Source organism: Bacillus sp. AFS041924 (assembly GCF_002577195.1).
Taxonomy (GTDB): domain Bacteria; phylum Bacillota; class Bacilli; order Bacillales; family Bacillaceae_G; genus Gottfriedia.
On sequence record NZ_NULG01000107.1, the window covers coordinates 1 to 22,367 of the forward strand.

Below are 22,367 nucleotides of genomic sequence, written 5' to 3' on the forward strand. Positions count from 1 at the left end.
TCTGATCAACCCGCCTACACTTTTCTAATATACTACGTCATTTTCTCCTTTTTTGTGTATGGCCATTCGGTTTATCTATTGAAAGTGAAAAGTATGGTACAGGTTTTTGGATTTGTTACATATATATTAATAAGTAGGTATAGAAGGATGTGAGTGATGATGTTTATTCGCAACCAAAACATCATTCAAGACATGTTTCATCATTATCAAATTCAACCAGCTGAATTACTTCAAGTACAGTCGTATTACATGTTTTGGCAGCGGAATAGGGTGTATTTTCTTGCACCTATTGGAAATTTAAAGGAAGACGATTTACAGGAAATGAAAAGCTTAAGTGATTTTATGAGCTCAACTGGAGATCAATCTGTCGCAACCTTTGTTCAAAATGTTCAAGGGTACTATGTGAGTAAAATTGATGGAAATAATTATTCTTTATTTAAAAGTAACAGGCAGAATGAACGCAGTAATAATTATGGTGAAGAATTAGCAACTTTCCATTTAAGAGGGAAAAAGTATTCAGATGAATTGAAAAGATTAAATAGAATCGGGCAATGGAAAAATTTATGGGAAAAGCGTTTAGAGCAATTAGAAAGGTTTTGGCAAAATAAAGTGAATAGTCACCCTGAAAATTTTTTCGAACAAATTTTTATTGAATCTTTTCCTTATTATCTAGGTATGACTGAAAACGCAATCCAATATGTTGTAGACACTGAATTAGATGATTCTCCTCAAATTGTGGATGCTGCTACTATTTGTCACCAAAAAATGACTGAAAGAAGACTGAAGGAAATTCATTTTGCGAAAGTTCCTACTGAATGGATTTATGATCATCCAAGTCGAGACCTTGCTGAGTGGGTTAGAGATGAGTACTTAGAGAATCGAGATAATTATCAAAAGAAAATCCTTTCATTTTTTTATGGTTATGAAAAGAAAAGTCCGTTATCTACTTTTGCATGGCGTTTACTTTTTGCGAGACTTCTTTTTCCGGTACATTATTTTGAAACAATTGAAGGATACTATTTGGCTAGGAGTGATACTGATAGGAAGAGATATGAGCGGAAGCTAGTTACTTACCTTGAAAACACAAGTGAATTTGAATCGTTTTTAGGTGGGTTTTATGACTTAATTGGTTTACCAACTGCTAAGCTAGGGATTCGCGAAATTAATTGGCTAAAATAAAAAGAGAGGGGAACCCCTCTCTTTTTGTATTGAAAATATATTAGAATACTTGCTCTACCTCAATTACGCCAGGCACTTCTTCTAATAAAGCTCGCTCAATACCAGCTTTTAATGTGATCGTTGAACTTGGGCAGCTACCACATGCACCTAAAAGGCGAAGCTTAACAATGCCGTCCTCAATATCAACTAAATCAACGTCTCCACCATCGCGTAGTAAAAACGGTCTTAATTTATCTAAAACTTCTTGTACTTGTTCTTTCATGTCCATTCATATCGACTCCTTTCACTAATTTTATTATAATCAGTTAAGAGGAAAAAATCTATTACAGAGTACTTTGTGTGTTTGAATTTATTTTGGACACACATTTATTGTATGCTAGGAGGAGAAAATGAGTAATAAAATTTTAGTGGAAGTTTTTGGAGCTGAAGTAATTTGTGCAAGTTGTGTAGGGATGCCATCGTCAATTGAAACTTTTGAATGGCTTCAAGCTGCACTTAACAGAAAGTATCCCGACTTAGCGTTTGATTTCCAATACATTGATATTTTTAATGTAGAGAATAATGAAAAAGAAGATTTTGCTGAACGTGTAAGAAATGATGAGTTTTTCTATCCAGTTGTATTAGTTAATGGAAATGTTGTTGGTGAAGGAAATCCAAAGTTAAAAGATGTTTATAACGCAATTGAACAATAATGATTCTAAACTCCTTGCATAAATGTAAGGGGTTTTTTATTGATTAATCCCATTTCTAATTTTGTGGTTTAGTTTGTTGTAATAAAAGGATTTTTTTAAAGTAATAAGGTTTTCGTATTTAAAATTAAAAAGTTTTAATAAAATTCACTATTTTTATGCAATATCCATAAATTTACATGATAAAATAGAAGTGTAAAATAAATTACAATTTTTGGCATATATATAGAACTGGGAGGAGGGGTGGAATGGTTGCGATTTACTTATTTGTAATTGGGGTTTTATTAATTATTATAGAAATGTTTTCATTAACTTTTGTATTCCTATGGATTGGTATTGCGAGCATTCTAGCATCAGTTGTAAATTATTTAACAGATTCAAACACCTTTACTTTTATTGTTTTTATTATCAGTGCACTAATTTTATGGCTTAGTACAAAGAAATTTGCTAAGCGAATTCACCAACAAAAAACGATCGAAAACGGAGTGAATTCTTTAATTGGCAAAGAGCTCATCGTAGCTTCTGTAGAAGTTGTTGATGATACAGTAGGTACGACTAAAGTTTATGGTGATGAATGGACAATCCGTTCGACAGATCCATTAATTTTAAATGAAAAGGTAGTTGTAACAAAAATAGAAGGCGCAACTTTGTATGTGACAAATAAACTTATTGAGGAGAAATGATATGTCTGATGTAGGCTCTATGGTTGGTCCAATTATTACTGGTATTGTTGTTTTATTCGTAATATTATTGTTGTTATCAAGTATTCGTATTGTAAGACAATCTGAAGTATATCTAGTGGAGAGATTAGGAAAGTACCATCGGAAATTAGAGAGTGGGATTCATATTGTTATCCCATTTATTGAACGCGTAGCTAGTAAAAAAACATTGCGTGAGACTGTTGTAGATTTTCCACCACAGTCAATGATTACAAAAGATAATGTTAGTATCCAAGTAGACTCAGTTGTTTTTTATCAAGTTACAGATGTTGTCCGTCATGAATACGAAATAGCTAATCCACTATCAGCCATTTCAAATTTAACTGCAACAACTTTACGTAACTTAATCGGGGAATTAGATTTAGACGAAACATTAACAAGTCGTGATACTGTTAATAATAAACTTCGAGCAATTCTTGACCAAGCAACGGATAAATGGGGAATGAAGGTTAATCGAGTAGAGATCCGTAATATTATTCCACCTATAGATATACAAAATGCGATGGAGCGTCAGATGCAAGCTGAGCGTACACGTCGTGAAAAGGTATTAAATGCACAAGGTGAAAAAGAATCGAAAATCCTAAAGGCTGAAGGGGAAAAGCAATCCAAAATTCTTGAAGCTGAAGGTGAACGTTTGAGCCAAGTTGAAAAAGCTCGTGGAGATAAAGATTCCCAAGTTTTACGTGCTGAAGGGGAAGCGGAAGCAATTATTAAACTTGCTGAAGCAAAAGCTAGAGGAGAACAACTTGTATTAGACGTTTGGAGAAATGCACAACCAACAAAAGAAATGGTTCAATTACGTTCGATGGAAGCTCTAGAAAAGGTAGCTTATGGTCATGCATCAAAACTTGTTATACCATCAGATGCAACAAAGCTTTTAGGAATGGTTGAAAGTGTAAAGGAAGTAATTAAGCCTGACTAAACTGGATCATAAAAAATGGCCCCTTAACAAAGTTGCTAAGGGGCTTTTTTTATAGTCAAAACTAAAAAAATGATTTTTTAATCAACCATTGTGATATTTATATAACCACAAGATTCCTGACTTAATTAGTCTTGGAACTCGTCCGAGTAGTGGGCGTTCATTGAATAGACCAAAACCATGTTTTTTACCTAATGAGCCCATAATACCTTTTAATTTTATTTGTGGCATTACTTCTGGAAGTTCTTCGCCCTTCCATTTTTTTTGTAAAACCATTACGATTTGTTCAGCTTGAGCTTCTGCAAGCTGTGCTGAAGGTGCATAAGGTAATGAAGCACAATCTCCAACTACATAAACATGTTCATCATTCGGCATGTGATGATATTTTGTTACAACGACTCTTCCTGTATTGTCTTTTTCTACGTCTAAATTTCGGACAACTTCAACTGGTTGAATCCCCGCTGTCCAAATAACAGCATCACAATGAATTTCTTCATTATGATTATACAATGTATTTTGCTCAACTTTAGTAATGTTTGAATTGCTAATAATTTTAACATCATGCTCAATAAACCAATTTTGAACATAATAACTAAGCTTTTCAGGAAACATCGATAAAATACGGCTTCCACGGTCAAAAAGTAAAATCTGTAAATCACTTCTACTTTCTCTTAGTTCACTAGCTACTTCTACACCACTTAAACCAGCACCTACAACACCGATTACTGAATTAGGAGGTAGACTGTTAACATGATCATATGCACATCTAGTTTTTTCAATTGTTTGAATACTATAAGTATGTTCCTGTGCACCAGGTACATTATGGTACTTATCCTCACAACCTAAACCAATAATTAAATCATCGTAAGAAACTGATTTTCCATTGTTTAATTCGACTTTCTTGTTTGCCGTATCAATTGTTGTAATATTCCCATATACAACTTTTAACTTCTCATGAGTTGGTAATGGAATTCTAATGTGTTGCTCCGGAACCGTACCTGCAACTATTGCATAATACTCAGTTTTAAAGCAGTGAAAAGAATTTCGATCGATCAATGTGATTTGAACATCCTCAGGCAAATCAGATGTTAATAGACGTGACAAAACACGAATATTTCCATATCCGGCTCCTAGTAATACGAGGTTTTTCATAGTTGATGTTCCCCTTTAGTTTTATTAGCGTTGAATGAAAAAAATTTTCTATTTTTCGACAATTATATTATATATATTTTATGCTAAAATAACAACGCCTAACTCGGTAAAATAAAGCTCATTCCATTTATTCTCAAAAGCATTGACGTTTTTAAAAAAAAAGAGTAAGTTTATGAGGAGCAAGGAGTGAAAAATAGTGAGACCATTAGTCGAATTTTGTATAAAAAACCTAGCAGATGGTGCACAAAAAGCATTAGAACAGCTTGAACGTGATCCAAATCTAGACGTACTAGAATATGGCTGCCTTGGATATTGTGGAAAATGTAGTCTATCACTTTTTGCACTAGTTGAAGGGGAAGTAGTAACCGGTGAAACTGCATCTGAGCTAGTAGATAATATTTATATTTTCTTAGAAGAAAATATGTTAATATAAGAAGCACTGTTAAAATTTAACAGTGTTTTTTTATGTTCGTATATTCAACAATATTCTTTCCGCAGTGAATAGTTGAATTTATGAGCATGTAAAATCCTCTTACAAAAATCCTTGCATTGACTCTTTTCCTCATAAAGTTTTATTTCCTTCAATAAAACTCTTTTCTTAAATATTTCCATAAAAGGTAAAAAGTATCATTCATTGTTTTGTAACACTATCAATTTTTTAATTTTCGCGTAAACTATATTTGATTATTTGTAACAAATTATAAGAACAAAAAAAAATGAGCATTCACTTAAGTGAAAGCTCTTAAAATGTTTCTATATCGAGAAACGGGGGATGTTCTTATTGTGCTCAATTCATTTAAATTTTATACTTGTATTAATAAAAAAAGTAAGGAGTCATGTAAATGAATTCTTTTCGTTATACAAAAATGCATGGACTAGGAAATAACTATATTTATGTAAATATGTTTGAAGAAAAAATTAGAGAAGAAGAACTTGCTAATCTTGCAGTGGATGTTTCGAATATTAATACAGGTATTGGTAGTGATGGAATGATTCTGATTTGTCCATCAGATGTTGCAAATGTAAAAATGCGAGTATTTAACAATGATGGTTCAGAAGCTAAAAATTGTGGTAATGGTTTAAGATGTGTAGCAAAATATGCATTTGAACATGGAATTGTAAGGAATACTTCTTTTACAATTGAAACAATTAGTACAATTGTTAACGCGACTGTACATGTAGAAAATGATATTGTGAATCAAGTAACTGTTAATATGGGGAAACCTATATTTCAAAGATCTCTAATTCCGATGATTGGTAATGAACAGGAATATGCAAAGGACCAAATTTTATTTGAAGAAAAAAGCTATGAGTTCTCAGGTGTTTCGATGGGAAATCCACATGCTGTTTTTGAAGTAAGTGACATTAAAAAAGCACCATTAACGACGTTAGGCCCAATTGTTGAAAAACATAAATTATTTCCAGAAAGCGTAAATGTTGAATTTATTGAATGTTTGCCGCATAATGAGATAAATTTCGTTGTATGGGAAAGAGGTTCTGGAGTTACTCAAGCTTGTGGAACAGGGGCTTGTGCTGCAGTAGTTGCTATGATACAAGATGGTAAATATCAACGAGATGAAGCGATAACGGTTCACCTTCAAGGTGGCGACTTACAAATTACTTGGTCTACTGATGGGGATGTATGGATGAAAGGCCCAGCAGTTACAATAACAGAAGGCATATACTATACTCAAAGAGGAGTGAAATAAATGATTACAGTTACTGAACAAGCAGGATTAAAAATAAAAGAAATGATTGAAAACGAAGATGATCAAAATACTTTTGTTCGCATTGGTGTAAAAGGGGGAGGCTGTTCTGGTCTTTCATATGGTCTTGGATTCGATCCACAAAAAAATGATGATGACACAGAATTAGAATATCATGGAATTAAGTTTTTAATTGATAATGAAAGTGCTCCTATTTTAAAAGGTGTTGTTATTGATTTTAAAGAATCATTATTAGGTGGAGGATTTACAATCGATAATCCTAATGCAATCGCATCATGTGGCTGTGGTTCTAGTTTTAGAACAGCTACGAATTCTGGTACTCCTGAAGAGTGCTAATCAAGACAGTCTTAAAAACAAACTATTTTTTCTTCTGAATAGGATACTTTTGTATCCTATTTTTTCTATTAAACAAACTAGACTATTTTCTTATTTGTTAATATTTTTACAAATTTAGGTTAAATTGTTGAATCTTTTTTGAAATTGAGTACTATTATATAGTGTAGATAAAAAAATGAACTGATTTTTTTAGCAGATGGTTGTGAAATGATTCACGAAGTATGCGATATATTGTTCAATGTATCACAAATTGTATTTTAAAAAGACTGCCTATACTAGACAGTTCCTTACTGATCTGAATTTTATGTTTAGAACATTGAAGAACTATGACCTGGTTGTACTTTCGCAGTTGGATCAATATATGTTTTCGCATGATTGATTGCTGTTGGTGCTTCACCAAAACCAGAAGCAATTAATTTAACTTTTCCATCATATGTACAAATATCCCCAGCAGCATAAATACCTGGAATATTTGTTTCCATGCGTGAGTTTACAACAATGTTATTCTTTTCGATCTTTAAGCCCCAATTTTTAATAGGTCCTAAAGAAGAAACGAAACCGTAGTTAACGATTACATCATCTACTTCAATTTCTAGACGCTCTTTTGTTTTTGCATTTTGAAGAATAACTTTCTCAATACGCTCTTTACCAATGATTGAAACTGGAACCCAAGGAGTTGTTACTTCGACCTTAGATTTCATTAAGTTTTCAACACTGTGCTCATGAGCTCTAAATTTATCACGACGGTGAACTAATGTTACTTTTTCAGCGATTGGCTCAAGCATTAATGACCAGTCTACAGCAGAATCTCCGCCGCCGAAAACAACAACTCGTTTACCAGTAAATTTATTCATGTCATCAACGAAGTAATGTAAGTTTGCTTTATCAAATCTTATAGAACCATCGATTTCAAGTTTACGGGGTTGGAATGCACCATTTCCTGCAGTAATGATAATTGCTTTTGTATAGTGCTCAAATCCATCATTACAAACTAAATGGAATACACCATCTTCACCTTTTGTAATTGTTTGAACTGATTGCTCTAAACATACGGTAGGATTAAATTTTTTCATTTGCTCTTTTAAGTTATTAATTAATTCTTGAGCACGTACTTTCGGGAAGCCAGCTACATCATAAATGTATTTTTCTGGGTAAAGTGCAGATAATTGCCCACCAAGTTGTGGTAAGCTTTCAATGATTTTTACACTAGCTTGTCTCATTCCACCATAAAAAGCAGTGAATAAACCAACAGGTCCGCCACCAATAATCGTAATATCATATACTTTATTGTCTTTCATAAACGGAATATCCCCCTTATGTATAAATGCTTGTCATCTATAATAGAATAATATCATATTTTATACTGTTAAAATTAAAAAAGGTCATTGAATTATTATAGAATTTACTGCTGTCTAGCTGGGGGATGAATCAAGAAATAATTAATTTAGCTTAATATTTTGAGAATTCTAGCGTTTAGATTATGCTTGAAATCTTATACAAAAAACTTTAATATTGTTATAGGCTAATTGTTAACATTTTGTGACAATTTTTACGAAATAATTAGACAAATATCCCTATATAATCGTTTGCTCACTTATGTACTAATTTATAATGAGTTAGATTGCTCACTATTGAGCTAAGTTATAAATTTAGACATATCTGGCAAATTGTAGGTACTTAATATAATTTAAAAGGATGGTATGTATATCATGAATAAGCCTAAGATTGTAATCCTTGGAGCTGGGTATGGTGGAATTATTACTGCAACTCGACTTCAAAAAACATTATCTGCAAATGAAGCGGACATTACACTAGTAAATAAAAACAGCTACCATTACCAAGCAACATGGTTACATGAAAATGCAGCAGGTACATTACACCATGACCGTACACGTCTTGATATTAAAGACGTGATTAATCAAGATAAAATTAACTTTATTCAAGATACTGTTACTCAAATCAAACCTGAAGAGAAGAAAGTATTACTTTCTAACGGCGAATTAGACTATGATTATTTAGTAGTTGGACTTGGTTTTGAGTCAGAAACTTTTGGAATTAAAGGATTAAAAGAACATGCATTCTCAATTGCTAACATCAATGCTGCTCGTCAAATTCGTGAGCATATTGATTACAGCTTTTCTAAATACTACAACACTCCAGTTGAAAAACGTGATGATTTATTAACGATTATCGTTGGTGGTGCTGGATTTACTGGTATTGAATTTGTTGGTGAACTTGCTAACCGTGTTCCAGAATTATGCAAAGAATACGATATCGATCGTGATTTAGTTCGTATTATTTGTGTAGAAGCTGCTCCAATGGTATTACCAGGATTTGATCCTGAATTAGTAGACTATGCTGTTTCTCAATTAGAGAAAAAAGGTGTAGAATTCAAAATTGGTACAGCTATTAAAGAATGTACGGCAGAAGGAATCATCGTTGCTAAAGGTGATGTAGAAGAAAAAATTAACTCTGCAACAGTTGTATGGGCTGCAGGTGTACGTGGAAATGCATTAGTAGAGCAAGCTGGTTTTGAAGCTATGCGTGGACGTGTAAAAGTTACAAAAGATATGCGCGTTCCTGGATATGATGATGTATTTATCGTTGGTGATTCTGCTTTATTAATTGACGAAGCAAGTAACCGTCCATACCCACCAACAGCACAAATTGCAATTCAACAAGGATTTAATGTTGCACACAACTTAGCAGTATTAGTTCGTGGAAAAGGTGAATTAGAAGAGTTCACACCAGATATTAAAGGTACAGTATGTTCATTAGGACATGATGATGCAATTGGCGTAGTTTACGGTAAAAAATTAACTGGTTGGAAAGCTTCATTTATGAAAAAAGTAATCGATAACCGTTATTTATTTGTACTTGGTGGACCAATGTTAGTTCTTAAAAAAGGTAAATTAAACTTTCTATAAGTAGAATAGCTCGACTTAAGTCGAGCTTTTTCTTTGTACATTGTGTAAATTGACAGCAGGAAGTTGACGTAGTTTCCAATTTTAAGTGTTTAGGATAAGTGCAACTACGTCTCATGTCTTTGTCTAAAGGATCGCCAATCGGCGAGTTTTCTTTATCGAAAAGGTGGTCATAATGATGAGTAAAAGAGGCAGTGTATGGCTAGGAGTAGCAGGGTTAGTGAAAGACTCTGACGGAAGATGGTTAGTTGTAAAGAAAAAATATAGTGGTTTAAAGGGCTTATGGTCATTACCAGCAGGTTTTGTAAATCAAGACGAGACTGTTGACCAAGCAGTGTTAAGAGAGATTAAAGAGGAAACTGGTGTAAACCCAACTTTAATTGGTTTAATTGGTGTAAGAACTGGTGTAATTCGTGAAGAAATCAGTGATAATATGTTAATTTTCTTATTACAAGCAGATGATACAAGCATCTCGATTCAAGAAGAGGAGTTATCAGATGCACAATTTATTTCAGAGGAAGAGCTACTAAAAGATCCTACTTCTTCTTTATTAATTAAATACTTAATTCAAAATCCTCCTAATAAACCAATGGAAGTCGTTGAAGGTTTAAACCCAGGAGATCAGTTTCAATATACAACCTATCATTTTATTAAATAATTTTTAAATAATTTTAATAGTTTGAAAATTGACGATAAGACAAGAAGGTTTTACACTGTATATAGAAAAAATGTGGGGTGTGTTTTTTATATGGTGATGAGTATTCCAGTTTTACTAATTTCAATATTGTTATTTTTCGTATTAGCATTTGGAATCGGTTTCCTAGCAAATATGCTTTTTCGAACAACTTGGTTTATGGTAGTAATCTATCCACTTTTGATCGTTATGATCGTGGACAAGATTAGTACGGTAAAGTATTTTACTAATACTTCTACTGCATTTGAGACATTAAAAACAAATCTAATGGGAGTAGGCACTGGTGATATTGTTATATTAACAGCAGGTTTAGTAGGAGCGATTATGTCAGGCGTTGTAATTCTTTCGTTAAGAAAAAATGGATATCAAATGTTCTAACTTTCTCTTTGTATGAGAAAGTTTTTTTTATAATTTTTTTGTTTTAGGGAAAGATGAAAAGATGAAAAGGAGTGAAATAATTCATTGGGTATAAGTAAAAAATTATTTAGTCGAGTTATTTTATCTATTTTATTCATTATTGCTTTGTTTTCGTCTTATAAAATCCTTGCGAATGTTCAAATAGCTACTATAAAGGATTGGTTTAGTGACGCTATTGTAATCAATAAAGTATTTGCTGAAGAAAATAAATCAAAGGTTACAAATGAAAGCATAATGAAAACAATGGCAAAAAACATCGAACATAATACGAATTGGAATCATTATAAAAAGGTAACAGTTACTGCAACAGGTTATACAGCTGGAAGAGAGTCGACAGGGAAAAGTCCCAAGGACCATTCATACGGAATTACTTATTCAGGTGTGGAAGTAAAGAGGGATTTATTTTCAACTATAGCAGCTGACTTAAATATCTTTCCGATTGGAACGATATTATTTATTCCTGGATACGGTTATGGCGTCGTAGCTGATAAAGGAGCAGCCGTTAAAGGACATCACTTGGATTTATATTTTCAAACCGTTGGAGATGTATTTGAGCATTGGGGAAAGAAGAAATTAACTGTTTATATTATAAAACAAGGATCTGGAAGATTTACTGAATCAGATCTAAAAGGATTGAATGAACAAAACTCGTTACAAGTATTTAGACAGCAATCAAAGAATTAAGTTGGAGAATTATTATGACAATAACAAATTATAGCTTAGTCATTAGTGCACCGATTGAAGCCGTTTTTGAGGTGGTTGACTCGGATAAGCATATAAAAAAGTGGATGGATGGTTTTATAGAGAATACGTATGACGAAAATTTCAATAGAGAAAATCCGGTTGGACATAAGTTTAAGCAAAAGTTAAAAGAAGGCGGAAAAATTCAAGAATACGAAGGGGAAATAATATCTTATGTGCCACCAAAAGAATTGGGTGTACGTTTAAAACATTCAACTTTTACGGTAGAGGCAATCTATCGCTTTCATTCTGAAGGAACCAATCTCACACGGTTAGATTATGAGTGCAGGTTGGAAATGCACTCTATCGTTTCTAAAATGATGGGCTTTTTATTTAGTTGGTTCACAAAACGAATTTTAGTAAAACAAATGAGTAGCTTAAAAAAATATGCAGAAGAACGTTTTGACGGTTTACTATAAACAAAAAGCCCCTTGCTTTTATAAATAGCAAGGGGTTTGCAACGTTAAATAAGGATATTTTTATGAATAAAAGGATATTCTTTTGATTTGCTCGAATTTAAAATAAGTGAAATTTTATTATAAAATAGAGATAGTAAACAAATATTTTTTTATGTATGGAGCTTTAATCGAGAGGCGGAGGAGTAATGGAAGAGAAAATGACCTTAATGCATGCACTTGGCATGACGATTGAGTCTGTTGAAGAAGGTAAAGTAGTTATGAAAATGGAGGTAACTGAAAAAGTACATCAACCATTCGGGTATTTACACGGCGGTGCTTCAGTTGCTTTGGCTGAAACGGTTGCAAGTGTAGGGACATTTTCTATGATTGATCAAGAGAATCAACTTGCTTTTGGTCTTGAAATAAACGCAAATCATTTACGTTCTGTCCGTGATGGTGTTGTAACAGCTATCGGAACTGCAGTACACACGGGTAAAACGACAATGGTTTGGGATATTAAAATTTATTCTGAAGATGAACAGTTAATTTGTATTTCGAGATGCACAGTTGCCATTAAAGATAAACGAAATTAATTTTAAGGAACTGTTAAATTACGAGTGTAATTTAACAGTTTTTTTATGTAATATCGCTTGAAGCTCATTGCTTGCAAGTCGCTTTTGAACCGAGCAGATTAAAAATGAAATTTTAAAAGATTTTTTCTATAAAGAAAAATAGAAACTCATCAATTTTAGCTTAAACTTATGGTAAAATAATTAAGTTGTGTATATAAAATTTTCGAAGATAAGTGAGACATCCTCTATTTAAGGAGTTTAATTGAATTGGAAATTTCTTGAGATAGAGAAGAAAGGAGACATTCGATGAAAAATATATATTTCACAGGTTTTAACGCACTTTTGTCTATTATTATGTTTACGGTCGCCATTACACTAAACTTCTTTCAAATGACTATAAACTTTTTATCAGTATCTGGTATTCTACAGCCGCTTACAGACATTCTCCCAGAGAAGGAAATTAGAATTCTTACATTTCTAGGTATTGCATTTCTTTTCTATTTAGTTTTGAGTGGATTCAAATTAATTTCTGATATGATCTGGCAGCTTGCTCTACTTCTATTTTCAAAGGATAATGAGGGAGTAGACTTATTAGCAACTAAGAAATACTCTTTTGTCTTTTTGATAGGTGGATTAATTGCTATTTTTCTAAATAAATCTATCGTGTATATTGCTATTGTTTTACTAGTAACAGTAATTGCATTTTATATCTTATTTTTAATTAAGCAAAAATCTAACTACACAATTATTGGGATAATTGGTTTTATTATGATCCAATTAATCGTATGGGGACTAGTAGGAAGCGGAGTAGTTTATGGCGCTTTTACAGTTTTAGCTAAATTTAAAACTTCAATACCATTTTAAAAAAAAGTAGCACTTTTGAAATTATCAAAAGTGCTACTTTTTTGTTTAATTTATAGATTAATATAGTTGACCATTTACAACGATACTTTGCCAAATTCGTTGAGTAGGTGGATAAGAATAATTTTTTGGAATTGGAATTCTTTGTTTATCATTACCAATCCAAGTACCAATTGTATAATTAGAAGTTAATCCCATGAACCATAGATTCGTATTATCGTTAGTTGTACCTGTTTTACCGCCGATATAGTTTAAAGGCATGTTGATATGTCTTGCGGTACCATTTTTTACTACAGAGTTTAACATGCTTCTCATTGTTTCGTTCGTTGAAGGATTGTACACTCGTACTGATTTTGGTTCATTGTCGTATAATACCGTACCATCTCTCAACGTGATTTTTTTAATTGCACTATTTTGATAGAATACTCCGTTGTTTCCAAATGTAGAGTATGCTTCTGTCATTTCCAATGGTGACATACCAACATTGAAGCCACCAAGAGCGCGACCTAGTTCTACACGGTCTTCATTCGTGATCTTATTAAAACCAAACTTATCGATATAAGAATATCCAATGCGTGGTGTAAGTTGTTCATATAATCGAACTGCAGCCGTATTATACGAGTTCTGCATCGCTGTACGTAAAGTAACATCACCATATTCTTTCTTACTATCATTTTTAGGACAATATGTGCCTTTACAATAGTTATCTGCGTTTACTTTTGTATCTGGTGTAGCACCAAATGTTTCGATATATGGCGCATAAACTAATAATGGTTTAATCGTTGAACCTGGTTGTCTATATGACTGGAACCCTCGATTTAGATTATGAGGTTCATAGTTTCTTCCTCCTGAAATTGCAATAATTTCATGTGTATCGTTTTTAATTACAACTGCTGCGCCTTGTGTATTTGTTGATAGTGTACCTCGATTAACAGCGCTGACTGTAACCTGTTGTACTGAAGGATTTAAGCTCGTATAGATTTTCAAGCCTTGGTTTTGTAAATATAATACTCTTTCTCCAGGAGTTTTTAATTTTTTTAATTCTTTTTGTTGTGCTTCTGATAGTTTGTTAGTCTTAAATTTTCCTTTTTTGCCTTTTAAAATGTTTTGAAGTTCAACATCGACTAAAGAATAATAATCAGGATATTCCTGTGTTTTACTATTTTTCTTTAGCGTAATTTTTTCTTTCATTGCAGCTGTATATTGCTTTTCAGTAATTTTTCCCTGATCTCTAAGTATGCCTAAGATTCTTTCTTGGCGTTTTTTAGCATTATTAAAGTTTCTCAAAGGATCATATAAAGTCGGGTTATTTGGAATTGTACATACGAAAGCTGTTTGGGCAATGCTTAAATCTTTAGCTGATTTACTAAAGTATGCTTTACTCGCAGCTTCAATCCCATAGTTACGATTTGCAAAATAGATTGTGTTAATGTACATTTCTAATATTTGATCTTTAGAATATTGCTTTTCAAGTTGTAAAGAGATTTGAATCTCCTTTATTTTACGTTCGACTGTACGTGCTTGAGTCAAATATAAATTTCTTGAAAGTTGCTGCGTAATTGTACTAGCTCCTTGTTCTATTCCACTATTCGAAACATTCACCATAAATGCCCTAGCAACTCCAAATAAATCAATACCTTTATGTGTATAAAAATATCGATCTTCGGTAGAAATAAAAATATCTTTTACTAGTTGCGGAATTTCACTGCTTTTTAAATTTATTCTATTATCACCAGAAGCAGGAATATAAAAAGGATTGTTATTTCGATCATAAAAAACACTGTTCTGTGATAAAGAAACAACAGGCAGTTCTTCTACCTTCTTTTTGGGAATATGTTTTGAGGTCTCGTATGCCATCATAGCTTGCTGAGATGTGAAATAAAAGACAAGAAAGCTTATTATAATAATAATAAATCCAATAATTTTTTTCATAATAGCCCTCTATATACTTTCAATTTTTTAATCCGTTTAAGAGTTAATTAAACGAACGTATATTATTTTAACACGATTTTTCATCTTCATGGGCATCTTATGTTATTTTTTACACAAATTGGTTGTATTAATAAAATAAGTAAATAAGTTGAAAATAGGAAATTTGTCTTACTTGAATATTATTTAATCATATAAGACAATAAGTAATAATCAGAAAATTTATTTTTCTGGAGGTGAGGAAATGAAAGAGCAGTTCCTGTTTATTGATTTTGAATTTACAATGCCTGATGGGAAATCAAAAGGAATCAAATTTTTTCCGGAAATAATCGAAGTTGGTTTTGTAAGTGTCATTAATGAAGAGATTAATCAAACATACTCTTCATTTGTTAAACCGCTACAGTTTCCAATGTTATCCTCAAGATGTAAAAGGTTTCTTAATATTTCACAAGAGAATGTTGATAAAGGAATAGAGCTAAAAGAACTTGGTGAAATATTAAATGAGGCGACAAAAAATTATCGAACTACAGTTATTACTTGGGGCAATATGGATATGAGAGTACTGAAACATAATTGCGAGGCTGCAAATATACCATTTCCAATTAATGGTGAAGTAAGGGATTTATGTATTGAGTATAAAACTTTCTTCGGTAATCAAAATCAAACTGGTCTTTGGAATGCAATGAAAGAATATGGAAAAGATGGAACTGGTAATCACCACAAAGCACTAGATGATGCATTAACGACGTATCATATTTATAAATTAGTAGAAAAAGATAAGCAATATATGAAAAAACCAGCACCTGCAACGCTAGGTGACTTAATTGATTTTTCATTATTAAAGAAAAGAATATCTTCATATTAAAAACCAATTGATTTTAAATCAGTTGGTTTTTTATTTTGTTGAAAATGAATTTGAAGTTAAAGGCAAGTTTTATTCATGGAAAAGTGTTTGAAGGGATCAATTAAGAAAGGTGATTGGAACGAAAGGGTGCTCGATTCCTATGGGAAGTGCAAGGTAGCTCAAGAATCTCTCTCCATGGAAAGCGAGTATCCTGTTGTGGAAATCACCAAGACTAACTAATTTTTAATGAAAAATCGCACATCCAATATTTCATTTTACTTTGATTATTAAAGAATAGTTTGTATAATTGGCAATGGGAGTGATGGGACTATGATGGAGTTTTTATATTTTCCTGAAGATAAATCAGAGTATATACCTGCCGTTATTTCATTAATTATTTTTATGATTGGTGCTTTTATTACGTTTTATTTAATTAAAAAAGCTTCGGCAAAGGAAGAAAAACGTATAACAGATTTAATGGAAACAAAAGAAAAAAAATCATTACGTGAATAAAATAATGCAAAATGGGGACTTACTAAGGAAGGTCTCTTTTTTTTGAATTACATCACATTTTCATCACATATTTATGATAGATTAATCTAGTGAATTTTTTAGCTTTATAAGTAGATTTCCACTGCAATAATCAACTAAATACATAAAACTACATCAGATCGAAATGAGATATAAATCGGTTTATCACGGTAGAATTATAGGAGGTAAGACATATGAAAAAAATTTTGAGCTTAGTAATTGCAAGTATACTGATTACCGCGGGTTGTTCGAACGAAACGAAGAAAGAACCAGTAGTAGAAAAACCAGTTGATGTAACTATACTTCTTCCAACAGCTGATTTAAATTTAAATAAAGAAATTACGATCCGTGCTGAAGTAAGTCAGAATAATAAAGCTGTTTCTGATGCGGATGAAGTTCAATTTGAAATTGGTAAAACGGGTGAAGATAGTATTGCGATGCTTGATGCGAATCATGGCGCAGATGGTATTTATTCTGCTAAATATACGTTTAAAGATCCAGGGGATTATTATGTAATTGCCCATGTTACTGCTAGGGATCAACATTCTATGCCTAAAAAGGACTTTAAAATCCCTGCTACGACTACAACTAGTAATAGTGAGCACGAATCTCACAGTGGAGAGAATCATCATAGTGATGTAATGATTCATTTAATGGGTACAGAAAATATTGATGCAAATAAAGAAAATCTTTTTACGATTCATCTAATGACGAATGATGGAAAAGCGCTTGAAAAAGCGAACGTGCGAATTGAAACTTGGAAAGATGAGCATGGAAAGCATGACTATACAGATGCAAAAGAAGTTGCACGAGGTGAATATGAAGTTAAGTATATCTTTAAAGAGACAGGGACTAATACCGTTAAGGTTCATGTTGAAAAAGGTAAGTTACATGACCATACTGAAAAAGAGGTTACTGTAAATTAAATAAAAACGATGGCTATCCTATCTATGATAAAAAAGGATAGCTTCTTTTATATTAAAGCTTGAATACAAGCAATTGCTTATATGGGGGTGAATAGTTTGAGAAAGATTGCTTTAGTCAGCACGATTATTCTGTTCTTATTTTGTACTGGCTGTGTGCCAAATAGAATGTCACATATTAAGGATTCTGAAAGTGTACTAATTTCAGTGAATAAAAAAGTAGGTAGTTTAACATTCCTTAACTTAGATGACTTACATAAAGTAACAGATTGGAATTTAAATAGAGATGTAAGTGGAGCAGTACTATTGCAAAACGGGAAAGATATAGCAGTCTATCACCCATCAGATCCAACTATTGATATTTATCATCTTTCAACAGGTGACAAAATAAGTAGCTGGAATGTAGGTGTTGGCATTACTAATATGATTTCTTTAAAGAATCATCGGATGATTGCTGTAACAAATGGAAAAAAGAATAACATTACTTTTTTTAATCGTAAGGGTGAGGTTATTAAAAAAATTAAAATAGGAAGAAATCCAATTTCTATGGTAGAAGATACGATACATCATAAATTATTTGTTAGTTTATTTAACGAGAGAAAAGTAATCGGTATAAATTTAGATAATTTTAAGGTTGTACAAACTATTGAAGTTCCGAATACATCAGTAGGCTTAATTTTAACAAAAGATTCAACTGAATTACTCGTTGGAGGACACGGGAATGGTGAAACAGAAAATGAAGACGTTAAAGTATATTCAACGATTACTGGTAAGCAGCAAAAGTCCCTTCATACACCTTTAATGCCTATTTCATTTTTTAAAAATGAAGATGGACTGTTTACAATTGCTCACGGTACAAATCAACTTTATAAGTTAGATCCTCATGAAATAAATCAGACCAAATTTATTGAAATTGGTTCCAATCCATATGCGGCTATTGGCTTTAAGCATACCGCGTATGCAACTAGCTATGATTTAAATAAGTTGTACCAGATAAATACGACAACAATGAAAATTGAGAAAGAAGTTGCTGTAGGAAGAGGACCTTTTCAATTATTGTTAAGAGAGGGAATTCGTCATGATTGAAAGAAGGATATTGATTGTTGATGATGAACAAGATATTTGCCAATTGGTTGGAATGTATTTAGAAAATAGTGGATATAGTTGGGACCAAGCAAATAATGGTGAGGTCGCATTAAACAAAGTATATCATTCAAACTATGATTTATTAATTTTAGATATCATGATGCCGATCATGGATGGTTGGACGCTTTGTAAAAAGATTAGAGAAACTTCAAATGTTCCAATGATTTTCTTAACGGCAAAGGGTGAAGAGTGGGATAAAGTAAATGGATTAAAAATGGGAGCGGATGATTATATCGTAAAGCCTTTTAGCCCCGGTGAATTAATTGCAAGGGTCGATGCTGTTTTAAGAAGAACTAGAAATACGGATTCTTCTTTATTACAGATCGGTCAAATCAAAATAAATGAAAAATCTAGGAATGCGTTTGTATCGGACAAACCTTTATCACTGACATTAAAAGAATACGATATGCTCCTTTTTTTTTGTAAGCACCAGAATCAAGTTTTTAGCCGCGAGCAAATTTTAGAAAAGGTTTGGGGCTTCGATTATTTCGGTACAGCCAGAACAGTAGACACACATATAAAAACATTAAGAATTAAACTCGGACAGGATGCGGATTATATTTCTACAGTATGGGGAGTAGGGTATAAATTTGGGGTAAATGGATGAAGAAATTTATACACTCTCTTTCGTTTTTACAAAAGCTCTGGTTAACAATCTGTTTAATCGTAATTTGTACAACAATCTTTTTCTTTCTAATGTTTCAGTTTGCATATAAGCAATTATATGTTTCATATGTTCGTTCAACTTTAATTCAAGAAGGTACTAGTTTAGTAAAACACTATCATCAAGCGAATAATGTTAATGACTTTTCAAAATTCGTCTCAAAATTTGATGCTGTTTCAAATGCTAATGTTTTATTTATAAGTAATCCGAGAGATTTAAGTGCATGTATTCCATATAATGTAAGCCATGAATCATTCATCACTGAGGATGATCGTGAAACTCTATTAAAAGGAAAAGTGATTACAAAGACAGGATTTGAAAAAAGATTTAAGCATCAAATAATCGGTGTCGTTGTTCCTGTTGTAAAAAAAGAAAAACTTGAAGGGATAATTTATTTACATTTACCTTTAAGGAGTATTACTGAACTTATCCAACAATCAAAATGGATTTTTATGATAACTACATTGTTATTTGCTTTCGTTATTCTTTTAATTGGAAGAAGCATCATAAAACAAATGATAAAGCCATTATCTAGAATGGAGCAAATCTCTTATAAAATGGCAAATGGTGATTATACTGAGCGTATACAATATTCAAGTGGTGATGAAGTAGGAAAACTAGCTATTGCTTTTAACTCAATGTCTGATTCTTTACAAAAAGAAGATGAAAATCGGAAGGAGTTCTTAGCAAATGTTTCTCATGAACTGAGAACACCGTTAAGTTATGTGAAAGGATATAGCGAAGCCATTTTAGATGGTGTAATAAAACAAGAACAACAACTAAAATATGTTGGCATCATTCAAAAAGAGGCAAGTCGGATGCAAAGATTAGTAAGAGATCTACTGGATTTAGCCACTTTAGATGGACAGCAATTTCCACTTAATAAAGAACCAAACGTCGTCGCACAGTTAATTGAAGATACAATCGAAGCATATTTTCAGGTACTAATCGAACGTAATATAAAAATTCAAAAGAATTTAGATGAATCAATTATTGCTAATGTTGATCCAGATCGTTTTCAACAAGTGATACACAATTTACTTGATAATTCAATCCGTTACACACCTTCAGGAAAAAACATTTTTATAAATTTATTTCAAGATAAACAAGTAACTTTGGAAATTATTGACGAAGGTAAGGGGATTCCAGTCGAAGAGATTCCTCATTTAGGAGAAAGATTTTATCGTGTAGATAAAGCTAGGTCTAGAAATGAAGGCGGAACGGGATTAGGGCTGGCGATCGTAAGCATATTATTGGCCAACATAATGGTAAGATAAAATTTATGAATATTGATGGTAAAGGTTTGAAGATTGTTATTACATTACCTTTATTTGAATTGTAAATTATAAAAAAGAGTCTCAAGTTGAGACTCTTTTTATTTATATAAAATTTGATATACGATCATAAATATGTTCAGGGATTTCTTCTGGGATTAAATGTCCGGCTTCTGGATAAGTATATAAAGTTGAATATTTTAAATCACGATGTAATCTTTCTCCAACTTCTAGTGGAACTACCTTATCTTTCTCACCCCAAATTAAAAGAGCAGGTACAGATATATTTTGTAAATCTGTTGGACTTAAATCTCCTTCTCGATCACGAATCATCTTTGTTAACGCTCTGAAAATTTCATCTTGCATAAAAGGTTCCTTGTATCCGTTTATCATTTCATCATCGATTAGATTTTGATCATGGACGACTGAAATTAGTGAATTCATTATTCCTTGCTTTGCTAAATGCCTTTTTACATAAAGGTAAAAAAAAGGAAAATAAGATGAAATAATTAGATGGGGATTGGCTCTTCCTAAATAACCAGAACTACATAAAAGAATTACTTTTTTAACAAGCTCCGGTTCTTTTTTTGTTACATACAAACAGATCTGTCCACCCATAGAGTGTCCGACTAAATAGATGTTTTGCAGCTTCAAATGATTTACAAGCGAGATTACTACATTAGCAAAGTTATCATACGAGTATTTAAAATTTAAATGCTTACCACTTTTACCAAATGGAGGCAGGTCAATTACGATAACGACATGATCTTTTGAGATAAATGGGATTAGCCTACGATAACTAAAGCAAGATGACAAAAAACCGTGAATTAATACAAATACTTTTGAATCTTGCTTATTGCTATTATGGTATCCATAAAGTTCATAATAAACATCAAGTCCAGAAACCTGATATGTCGACTGTATTGTTCCAGAATGATTCATCATCCAAACTCTCCTTTAAGTTTTTGGATTATTATGTCCAAACGGAAGGAATACATTCTTTACTTTGATAATGCTCTGTATGTCACCATATGTTATGTAAATGGCGAAAATACTTTTAAATTATAAGTTTTTAGTCAATTCTAATATACATAGGAAATTATTTAAAATAATTGAAATAGCCCAACCTTTAAAGTGACTATAATACATTAAAGGTATTTCTTAAGTAAAGTGCCATTTAAGTAAGTTAGTAAGTTATGCAAACTTTAAAAGTTGGTCTGTGTGTGCTAAAATTTAGTTAGTGGAATTGAACGAAAATTAGGAGTGTTTTGAATGGCACAAAACTACAATATTGGGAAAGTTTACACTGGTAAAGTAACAGGGATTCAAACGTATGGTGCCTTTATTTCACTTGATCACCAAACACAAGGACTAGTACATATATCCGAAATTATTAATGGATATGTTCGAGATATTCGAGACTATATTTCCGTTGGGCAATTAGTAAATGTCCGTGTACTGTCTATTGATGAAATGACAGGGAAAATAAGTTTATCCTTAAAAGGAGCAAGTATCGATCAAGGATTTAATGGTGATGACAATTTAAAACATGCAGCTAGGTTATTAAGAGAGCTTAAACCAGATGGATTTAGCACCTTGCATAAAAAATTAAATGAATGGCTTCATGTTGAGATGAAGAAAGAAAATATGACGAATTAAAAAGGAAGGGGGAACCCTTCCTTTCAGTGTGTAGACAAAGTCCCAAAAGTTTGATTTTCAGACTGATTG

25 protein-coding genes and 1 pseudogene are annotated in these 22,367 nt (G+C 32.2%); 21 read left to right on the forward strand and 5 right to left on the reverse strand.

What is annotated here, in order from left to right; genetic code table 11:
- Positions 1-156 precede the first annotated feature (156 nt).
- A complete protein-coding gene (gene yutH, locus COC46_RS18225; RefSeq protein ID WP_255294963.1) occupies positions 157-1,179 on the forward strand; it encodes a spore coat putative kinase YutH in 1,023 nt (340 codons plus the stop codon).
- A 40-nt stretch (positions 1,180-1,219) separates the two neighbouring features.
- Here yutH and COC46_RS18230 read toward each other — a convergent pair whose 3' ends face one another.
- On the reverse strand, positions 1,220-1,447 hold the full coding sequence (locus tag COC46_RS18230; RefSeq protein WP_025671774.1) for a NifU family protein: 228 nt from the start codon (positions 1,445-1,447) through the stop codon (positions 1,220-1,222).
- 121 nt (positions 1,448-1,568) lie between these two features.
- On the opposite strand from COC46_RS18230, the gene COC46_RS18235 reads away from it, so the two are divergent.
- The 3 genes from COC46_RS18235 (at position 1,569) to COC46_RS18245 (ending at position 3,509) form a co-directional block, all read left to right on the forward strand.
- Positions 1,569-1,871: a DUF1462 family protein gene (locus tag COC46_RS18235; RefSeq protein ID WP_098811344.1), complete on the forward strand. Its 303-nt coding sequence runs from the start codon at positions 1,569-1,571 to the stop codon at positions 1,869-1,871.
- A gap of 245 nt (positions 1,872-2,116) precedes the next feature.
- Positions 2,117-2,551, forward strand: coding sequence for an NfeD family protein (locus COC46_RS18240; RefSeq protein ID WP_098811345.1), 435 nt, complete (start codon positions 2,117-2,119; stop codon positions 2,549-2,551).
- Position 2,552: 1 nt separating this feature from the next.
- A complete protein-coding gene (locus COC46_RS18245; protein WP_255294964.1) occupies positions 2,553-3,509 on the forward strand; it encodes an SPFH domain-containing protein in 957 nt (318 codons plus the stop codon).
- Positions 3,510-3,590: 81 nt separating this feature from the next.
- On the opposite strand, the gene COC46_RS18250 is transcribed toward COC46_RS18245, so the two are convergent.
- Entirely contained in the window at positions 3,591-4,658 is a 1,068-nt protein-coding gene (locus tag COC46_RS18250) for an NAD(P)/FAD-dependent oxidoreductase (protein ID WP_098811346.1), read from the reverse strand.
- 196 nt (positions 4,659-4,854) lie between these two features.
- Here COC46_RS18250 and COC46_RS18255 point away from each other — a divergent pair, with 196 nt between their 5' ends.
- The 3 genes from COC46_RS18255 to COC46_RS18265 all read left to right on the forward strand — a co-directional run bounded on the left by COC46_RS18255 (position 4,855) and on the right by COC46_RS18265 (position 6,721).
- Positions 4,855-5,091, forward strand: a complete 237-nt coding sequence (locus COC46_RS18255) for a YuzB family protein (protein WP_369700066.1) — start codon at positions 4,855-4,857, stop codon at positions 5,089-5,091.
- Between the two features lie 409 nt (positions 5,092-5,500).
- Entirely contained in the window at positions 5,501-6,367 is an 867-nt protein-coding gene (dapF, locus tag COC46_RS18260; RefSeq protein WP_098811348.1) for a diaminopimelate epimerase, read from the forward strand.
- Positions 6,368-6,721 (forward strand): HesB/IscA family protein, encoded by a 354-nt coding sequence (locus COC46_RS18265; protein ID WP_098811349.1) that lies wholly within the window; start codon positions 6,368-6,370, stop codon positions 6,719-6,721.
- A 308-nt stretch (positions 6,722-7,029) separates the two neighbouring features.
- Here the strand turns inward: COC46_RS18265 and COC46_RS18270 are convergent, their stop codons facing one another.
- On the reverse strand, positions 7,030-8,019 hold the full coding sequence (locus COC46_RS18270; protein ID WP_141550936.1) for an NAD(P)/FAD-dependent oxidoreductase: 990 nt from the start codon (positions 8,017-8,019) through the stop codon (positions 7,030-7,032).
- 411 nt (positions 8,020-8,430) lie between these two features.
- On the opposite strand from COC46_RS18270, the gene COC46_RS18275 reads away from it, so the two are divergent.
- The 7 genes from COC46_RS18275 to COC46_RS18305 all read left to right on the forward strand — a co-directional run bounded on the left by COC46_RS18275 (position 8,431) and on the right by COC46_RS18305 (position 13,331).
- Entirely contained in the window at positions 8,431-9,648 is a 1,218-nt protein-coding gene (locus COC46_RS18275; protein WP_141550937.1) for an NAD(P)/FAD-dependent oxidoreductase, read from the forward strand.
- A gap of 175 nt (positions 9,649-9,823) precedes the next feature.
- On the forward strand, positions 9,824-10,303 hold the full coding sequence (locus COC46_RS18280) for an NUDIX domain-containing protein (protein ID WP_098811351.1): 480 nt from the start codon (positions 9,824-9,826) through the stop codon (positions 10,301-10,303).
- Positions 10,304-10,399: 96 nt separating this feature from the next.
- On the forward strand, positions 10,400-10,717 hold the full coding sequence (locus tag COC46_RS18285; RefSeq protein ID WP_098811364.1) for a YuiB family protein: 318 nt from the start codon (positions 10,400-10,402) through the stop codon (positions 10,715-10,717).
- Between the two features lie 84 nt (positions 10,718-10,801).
- Positions 10,802-11,440 (forward strand): 3D domain-containing protein, encoded by a 639-nt coding sequence (locus COC46_RS18290; RefSeq protein ID WP_369700067.1) that lies wholly within the window; start codon positions 10,802-10,804, stop codon positions 11,438-11,440.
- 14 nt (positions 11,441-11,454) lie between these two features.
- Positions 11,455-11,916, forward strand: coding sequence for an SRPBCC family protein (locus tag COC46_RS18295; protein WP_098811352.1), 462 nt, complete (start codon positions 11,455-11,457; stop codon positions 11,914-11,916).
- 185 nt (positions 11,917-12,101) lie between these two features.
- Positions 12,102-12,488 (forward strand): PaaI family thioesterase, encoded by a 387-nt coding sequence (locus tag COC46_RS18300; RefSeq protein ID WP_304362837.1) that lies wholly within the window; start codon positions 12,102-12,104, stop codon positions 12,486-12,488.
- Between the two features lie 285 nt (positions 12,489-12,773).
- The gene (locus tag COC46_RS18305) at positions 12,774-13,331 is read left to right on the forward strand and encodes a DUF5366 family protein (RefSeq protein ID WP_098811353.1); all 558 of its coding nucleotides are present in this window, start codon (positions 12,774-12,776) and stop codon (positions 13,329-13,331) included.
- 57 nt (positions 13,332-13,388) lie between these two features.
- Here the strand turns inward: COC46_RS18305 and COC46_RS18310 are convergent, their stop codons facing one another.
- Positions 13,389-15,260, reverse strand: coding sequence for a transglycosylase domain-containing protein (locus tag COC46_RS18310; protein ID WP_098811354.1), 1,872 nt, complete (start codon positions 15,258-15,260; stop codon positions 13,389-13,391).
- A gap of 241 nt (positions 15,261-15,501) precedes the next feature.
- Here COC46_RS18310 and kapD point away from each other — a divergent pair, with 241 nt between their 5' ends.
- The 6 genes and pseudogenes from kapD to COC46_RS18340 all read left to right on the forward strand — a co-directional run bounded on the left by kapD (position 15,502) and on the right by COC46_RS18340 (position 20,707).
- On the forward strand, positions 15,502-16,122 hold the full coding sequence (gene kapD / locus COC46_RS18315; protein WP_098811355.1) for a 3'-5' exonuclease KapD: 621 nt from the start codon (positions 15,502-15,504) through the stop codon (positions 16,120-16,122).
- A gap of 309 nt (positions 16,123-16,431) precedes the next feature.
- Entirely contained in the window at positions 16,432-16,614 is a 183-nt protein-coding gene (locus COC46_RS18320) for a hypothetical protein (protein ID WP_098811356.1), read from the forward strand.
- 212 nt (positions 16,615-16,826) lie between these two features.
- The gene (locus tag COC46_RS18325; RefSeq protein WP_098811357.1) at positions 16,827-17,558 is read left to right on the forward strand and encodes a FixH family protein; all 732 of its coding nucleotides are present in this window, start codon (positions 16,827-16,829) and stop codon (positions 17,556-17,558) included.
- A 96-nt stretch (positions 17,559-17,654) separates the two neighbouring features.
- Complete coding sequence (locus tag COC46_RS18330; RefSeq protein WP_098811358.1) at positions 17,655-18,641, forward strand: YncE family protein; 987 nt, start codon at positions 17,655-17,657, stop codon at positions 18,639-18,641.
- Complete coding sequence (locus COC46_RS18335) at positions 18,634-19,308, forward strand: response regulator transcription factor (protein WP_098811359.1); 675 nt, start codon at positions 18,634-18,636, stop codon at positions 19,306-19,308. The genes COC46_RS18330 and COC46_RS18335 overlap by 8 nt, the downstream gene beginning before the upstream one ends.
- Positions 19,305-20,707 (forward strand): annotated as a pseudogene (locus tag COC46_RS18340) (sensor histidine kinase). Before COC46_RS18335 ends, COC46_RS18340 begins: the two are co-directional and overlap by 4 nt.
- Before the next feature lie 37 nt (positions 20,708-20,744).
- Here the strand turns inward: COC46_RS18340 and COC46_RS18345 are convergent.
- Positions 20,745-21,581, reverse strand: coding sequence for an alpha/beta fold hydrolase (locus COC46_RS18345; protein WP_369700068.1), 837 nt, complete (start codon positions 21,579-21,581; stop codon positions 20,745-20,747).
- Between the two features lie 330 nt (positions 21,582-21,911).
- Here COC46_RS18345 and COC46_RS18350 point away from each other — a divergent pair, with 330 nt between their 5' ends.
- Positions 21,912-22,298, forward strand: coding sequence for a CvfD/Ygs/GSP13 family RNA-binding post-transcriptional regulator (locus COC46_RS18350; protein ID WP_098811361.1), 387 nt, complete (start codon positions 21,912-21,914; stop codon positions 22,296-22,298).
- The last annotated feature ends 69 nt before the right edge of the window (positions 22,299-22,367 follow it).

Excerpts from the sequence above, each read along its gene's own strand:
- COC46_RS18270 (WP_141550936.1), bottom strand. The coding sequence starts at position 8,019 with ATGAAAGACAATAAAGTATATGATATTACGATTATTGGTGGCGGACCT.
- kapD (WP_098811355.1), top strand. The coding sequence starts at position 15,502 with ATGAAAGAGCAGTTCCTGTTTATTGATTTTGAATTTACAATGCCTGAT.
- COC46_RS18310 (WP_098811354.1), bottom strand. The coding sequence starts at position 15,260 with ATGAAAAAAATTATTGGATTTATTATTATTATAATAAGCTTTCTTGTC.
- COC46_RS18235 (WP_098811344.1), top strand. The coding sequence starts at position 1,569 with ATGAGTAATAAAATTTTAGTGGAAGTTTTTGGAGCTGAAGTAATTTGT.
- COC46_RS18300 (WP_304362837.1), top strand. The coding sequence starts at position 12,102 with ATGGAAGAGAAAATGACCTTAATGCATGCACTTGGCATGACGATTGAG.
- COC46_RS18345 (WP_369700068.1), bottom strand. The coding sequence starts at position 21,581 with ATGAATCATTCTGGAACAATACAGTCGACATATCAGGTTTCTGGACTT.
- COC46_RS18335 (WP_098811359.1), top strand. The coding sequence starts at position 18,634 with ATGATTGAAAGAAGGATATTGATTGTTGATGATGAACAAGATATTTGC.
- COC46_RS18265 (WP_098811349.1), top strand. The coding sequence starts at position 6,368 with ATGATTACAGTTACTGAACAAGCAGGATTAAAAATAAAAGAAATGATT.
- COC46_RS18280 (WP_098811351.1), top strand. The coding sequence starts at position 9,824 with ATGAGTAAAAGAGGCAGTGTATGGCTAGGAGTAGCAGGGTTAGTGAAA.
- COC46_RS18240 (WP_098811345.1), top strand. The coding sequence starts at position 2,117 with ATGGTTGCGATTTACTTATTTGTAATTGGGGTTTTATTAATTATTATA.
- yutH (WP_255294963.1), top strand. The coding sequence starts at position 157 with ATGATGTTTATTCGCAACCAAAACATCATTCAAGACATGTTTCATCAT.
- COC46_RS18285 (WP_098811364.1), top strand. The coding sequence starts at position 10,400 with ATGAGTATTCCAGTTTTACTAATTTCAATATTGTTATTTTTCGTATTA.
- COC46_RS18250 (WP_098811346.1), bottom strand. The coding sequence starts at position 4,658 with ATGAAAAACCTCGTATTACTAGGAGCCGGATATGGAAATATTCGTGTT.
- COC46_RS18275 (WP_141550937.1), top strand. The coding sequence starts at position 8,431 with ATGAATAAGCCTAAGATTGTAATCCTTGGAGCTGGGTATGGTGGAATT.
- COC46_RS18295 (WP_098811352.1), top strand. The coding sequence starts at position 11,455 with ATGACAATAACAAATTATAGCTTAGTCATTAGTGCACCGATTGAAGCC.
- COC46_RS18320 (WP_098811356.1), top strand. The coding sequence starts at position 16,432 with ATGATGGAGTTTTTATATTTTCCTGAAGATAAATCAGAGTATATACCT.
- COC46_RS18230 (WP_025671774.1), bottom strand. The coding sequence starts at position 1,447 with ATGGACATGAAAGAACAAGTACAAGAAGTTTTAGATAAATTAAGACCG.
- COC46_RS18350 (WP_098811361.1), top strand. The coding sequence starts at position 21,912 with ATGGCACAAAACTACAATATTGGGAAAGTTTACACTGGTAAAGTAACA.
- COC46_RS18245 (WP_255294964.1), top strand. The coding sequence starts at position 2,553 with ATGTCTGATGTAGGCTCTATGGTTGGTCCAATTATTACTGGTATTGTT.
- COC46_RS18325 (WP_098811357.1), top strand. The coding sequence starts at position 16,827 with ATGAAAAAAATTTTGAGCTTAGTAATTGCAAGTATACTGATTACCGCG.
- COC46_RS18305 (WP_098811353.1), top strand. The coding sequence starts at position 12,774 with ATGAAAAATATATATTTCACAGGTTTTAACGCACTTTTGTCTATTATT.
- dapF (WP_098811348.1), top strand. The coding sequence starts at position 5,501 with ATGAATTCTTTTCGTTATACAAAAATGCATGGACTAGGAAATAACTAT.